Raw genomic sequence first — 3,661 nt, forward strand, 5'->3', positions numbered from 1 at the left:
CGCAGGCGAAGTGGACGAGGGCTCGGTAGTTCTGGGGCTTCTTGGGCCAGCGGATGAGGACGCCACGGAAGCGGTTGAGCCAAGCGTGGGCGCGCTCGACGACCCAGCGCCGTGCCTTGGCGCTGCGGTGACGTTTGGCCTGGACCTCCTCGCCTCGGCGGCGCAGGTGCAGGGTGAAGCCGCGCTCCTCGGCCAGGGTGCGCGGCGCGGCGGCGTCGTAGCCCTTGTCGAGACACAGGTGTTGAGGCGTCCGTTTGGTCGGCCTGGGCCGGGCGACGGGTACGCTGTCGAGGGTCTCGCGCATCAGGAGGTGGTCGTTGACGTTGGCGCCCGCGATGACGAGGCTGATCGGCACGCCGCGCCCGTCAGCGAGCACCGAGCGCTTGACCCCGCCCTTGCCGCGGTCGGGCGGGTTGGGGCCGGTTTTTCCCCCCACCCAGGGGCGCCTTGCCCATGGCGCCGTCCAGGGACAGCCACGCCCAGTCGATCCCGACCAGATCATCGTAGACCAGCAGGCCCTCCCGCCAGAACGCCTCGAACACCCCGGCCTGCGTCCACGCCTGGAACCGGCGACGGGCTGAGGACGACGTGCAGATCCCGGTGGCGGTCAGGGCGTTCCACTGGCACCCGGTGCGCAGCACGAACAGGATCGCGTCCATCGCCTTGCGGTCGGGCGTCCGCGGGTTGTGGCACCCCAAAGGATGGGGTGGACGCGGCGGCAGCAGAGGCTGCATCCGCGCCCACAGATTGTCGGGCAGACGATACGTCATCCAGGACCGACGGCTTGCTCGGGCGGCGCTTGCGAAGATCGCTCATCCCGAAAAAATAGCGCACCAGCCATCAACCTCTACCGAGATAGGTTCTAAGGCGGTCCGCAACACGAGCGACATAGAAACTATCGTATGTCGGCTATGGGTGCACGCTGTGTGAAAACGGAAGCACCCTGTGAAATCGTAGAACGATCCTCTACGCGGCTGACATGAACGCCTGCCGGATCGCCGTTCTGACGCATTCCGGGTGCCTGTCTTGGCGCAGCTTAGGGCGTTCGATGGAAGAGCCTTCCAACGCTTCTGCGTTCTCACACGGCCTCGGTCGAAAGCAGCCTTCAGGCGCAGATACTAACCATCGGATTCAGATCACCAGGGTCCGCATCTGGACGAACCCGGCGGCGCGCTCGCACAGCCGGCTTCGTCCGATGGGCCGGCCGAGGCCTACTCAGCCGATCCGCCCCGCCGTGTTGCCGGAACTGCGGCGCGCGACGCTCCGGGTGGGCTCGCGTTGCAGCCCCCGGTCCAGCCGCCGCCAGCGCGGACCGGTCACCCCGCTGCCGAGACCAGCCAGCACCCCGCGCCGAGCCGCACGGCGCCGTCCCGCGCGTGCGGCACCAGGGCCTCCGTCACCGCCTCCAGGGCCGCCTGCCGCACGGGCGGCTCGCGGTCGCGCAGCAGCCGGGAGACCGGGCCCAGGCCCACCACGACCGCGGCCGCCGCCTCCGCAGCCGTGCGGGCCGCGCCGTCCTGCGCCCGCCCGAGCACGAGGTCGCGCGCCACAGGCTCGCAGGCGACGGCGTCGAAGCCCGCCGCCTCAAGCAGCCGGGCCAGTCCCTCGGGGTCGGCGAAGCGGAACGGGCCCGGCCCGTCGGGGTCGGGCGGGCTCGCGTCGGGCACGAGCGGCAGCACCGCGGCGCGGGGCACGGTGACCCAGGGATTGTCCGCCATCGCCCGCCAGCACAGGAAAGTGAGGCGCCCGCCGGGCTTCAGCGCCCGGCGGATGTTGGCGAAGGCTGCGTGCGAATCGGAAAAGAACATCACCCCGAAGCGGGAGATGGCATGGTCGAAGGCGTCCGCGCCGAACGCGTGGGTCTCGGCATCCGCCTCGATCCAGGCGACCGGCGCGTCGCCCGCCCGCACGGGGCGCCCGCGGGCCACGCTCAGCAGCGGCGCCGAGAGGTCGGCGGCGAGCACCCGGCCCCCCGCGCCGGCGGCGCGCGCGGCGATCAGCGCGGTCGCGCCCGCGCCGCAGCCGACGTCGAGGATCGCGGCGCCCGGCGGCAGGGCCGCGCCGGAGAACAGCGCCTCGGTGAGCGGCGCGAACACCGCGTCGAGCACCGCTTGGCTGCGGGCCCAGCGCTGGCCGACCTCGCCGTTCCAGTACTCGGCCTGGGTCATCGCGGCCTGAACCATCGCCCTGCTCCCTCCGCGCGGCGACGATCCGCGCCGCGCGCCGCATCATGCACCCGGGCGGGGCGGGCGTCTGCGGCAAACCCGGGGACCGCGTGACGCTTGAGACCGGCCGGACCAACTCAGGGCGGACACGCCAAACCACCTGAGGAACCCGCACTTCTCATTCCTGTCGGACATGACGTCGAGGCCGTCACCACGCCCGGCGTCGGCCTGGGAAGGGACGGCGCGAAGCCCGCCCTCACGCAGCCCGCCCTGCGACCCGCCCGCCCTCGGCCACGCGCGGCTCGGGCGGCCGCTCCGGCGCGTCGAGCCACCGCCGCCGCAGCCGCGCGCAGGGCCGCTCCACGAGCGCGTGCATCGCCGCGCAGAACCCCAGCGTCGGCGGCAGGCCCGCGGCGATCAGGAAGGCGGGCCCCGCCTCCGGCCGGAGGTGCTGGATCAGCGCGATCACCGTCGGGTGCGCGAGGTAGAAGGCGTAGGACCAGAGCCCGAGCCGGCGCAGCGGCGGTGCGCCGAGCCACCGGACGAGCCGGCCGCGCCCGTGCAGGAGGGCCGCGAACGGCACGAACAGGGCCGCGCTCTGGAGGGTGTAGCGCAGGGTCTCGCGGAACACCGGATCGCGCACGGCGAGCGTCTCGAGGATCACGAGGCCTGAGGCCGCCACGTGCCAAGCTTTGGGCCGCCACGCGCGGTCGCCCGGCACGACCGGGTTGTTCCACAGGCCGAGGCAGCAGCCGAACAGGATCGCGTCCAGCCGCGTGTGGGTCCACGAATAGTTGAGGCTATCATCGGCAAGCCGCCACGCGTTGAGGCCGCGGATGCCGAGCACCACGGCGCAGACGGCTAGGCACGCGAGCGCCGCGCGGGCCGGGGAGCGGCGCCCGAGCCAGAGGGCGAAGGCCACGGGGAAGACGAGGTAGAAGTGCTCCTCGATGGCGAGACTCCACAGCGGCACCGGCAGCACCCGCTCGGTGCCGAACAGCCCCGGATAGTTCGTCAGGAACGTCGCCTGCCCGAGCACCGCCGCGGCGTCGACCTCCATCCAATCCAGCAGCCCGAGCCCGTAGAGCAGGCCCGACAGCGCCAGCGTCAGGTACATCGGCGGCAGGATGCGCAACGCGCGCCGCAGGTAGAACGCCCGCAGCGCCACGCCGCCGGTCGCCGCGCGCTCGATCCGCAGGAGGGTGGTGATGAGGTATCCCGACAGGAAGAAGAACACCGTGACGCCGAAGCCCCCGGGCACGACGCGGCTCAACCCGCAATGGGCCACGTAGACGATCAGGATCGCGAGCGCCCGCACCCCGTCGAGCTGCGGCAGGTAGGGCATCGTGGCCGGGATTTTGGGGGTGTGGTCGCGGGTTGGGATGGCGGGGCTCCTGCCGGGGCGGGCATGGGACCCGAGTTTTTTCGCGCTGCCTATCCGCAGCCGCTTCGGAGATGGCTGGGACTGTGTGGGAGGGTAAATATTTGGCGATTAT

The 3,661-nt window shown here is 72.1% G+C and carries 3 protein-coding genes; all 3 read right to left on the minus strand.

The window, feature by feature from the left end; all coding sequences use genetic code 11:
• Window positions 1–770, minus strand: a protein-coding gene (locus ACFE8Y_RS21195) for an IS5 family transposase (protein ID WP_375466339.1) whose coding sequence is annotated in 2 segments (ribosomal slippage) — window positions 1–428 and window positions 427–770 — 772 coding nt annotated over the 2 segments. Because the reading frame shifts where the segments join, the coding sequence is not laid out codon by codon here. This gene is flagged as partial in the annotation.
• A 546-nt stretch (window positions 771–1,316) separates the two neighbouring features.
• Window positions 1,317–2,183, minus strand: coding sequence for a class I SAM-dependent methyltransferase (locus tag ACFE8Y_RS21200; protein ID WP_375466340.1), 867 nt, complete (start codon window positions 2,181–2,183; stop codon window positions 1,317–1,319).
• A 238-nt stretch (window positions 2,184–2,421) separates the two neighbouring features.
• Window positions 2,422–3,510, minus strand: coding sequence for an acyltransferase family protein (locus ACFE8Y_RS21205; RefSeq protein WP_375466341.1), 1,089 nt, complete (start codon window positions 3,508–3,510; stop codon window positions 2,422–2,424).
• Between the last annotated feature and the right edge of the window lie 151 nt (window positions 3,511–3,661).

Origin of the sequence: uncultured Methylobacterium sp. (assembly GCF_964242245.1) — a bacterium.
In the GTDB taxonomy this organism is placed as follows: Bacteria; Pseudomonadota; Alphaproteobacteria; order Rhizobiales; family Beijerinckiaceae; genus Methylobacterium.

Coding starts and splice junctions, on each gene's coding strand:
- ACFE8Y_RS21200 (WP_375466340.1), bottom strand. CDS start 2,183: ATGGTTCAGGCCGCGATGACCCAGGCCGAGTACTGGAACGGCGAGGTC.
- ACFE8Y_RS21205 (WP_375466341.1), bottom strand. CDS start 3,510: ATGCCCTACCTGCCGCAGCTCGACGGGGTGCGGGCGCTCGCGATCCTG.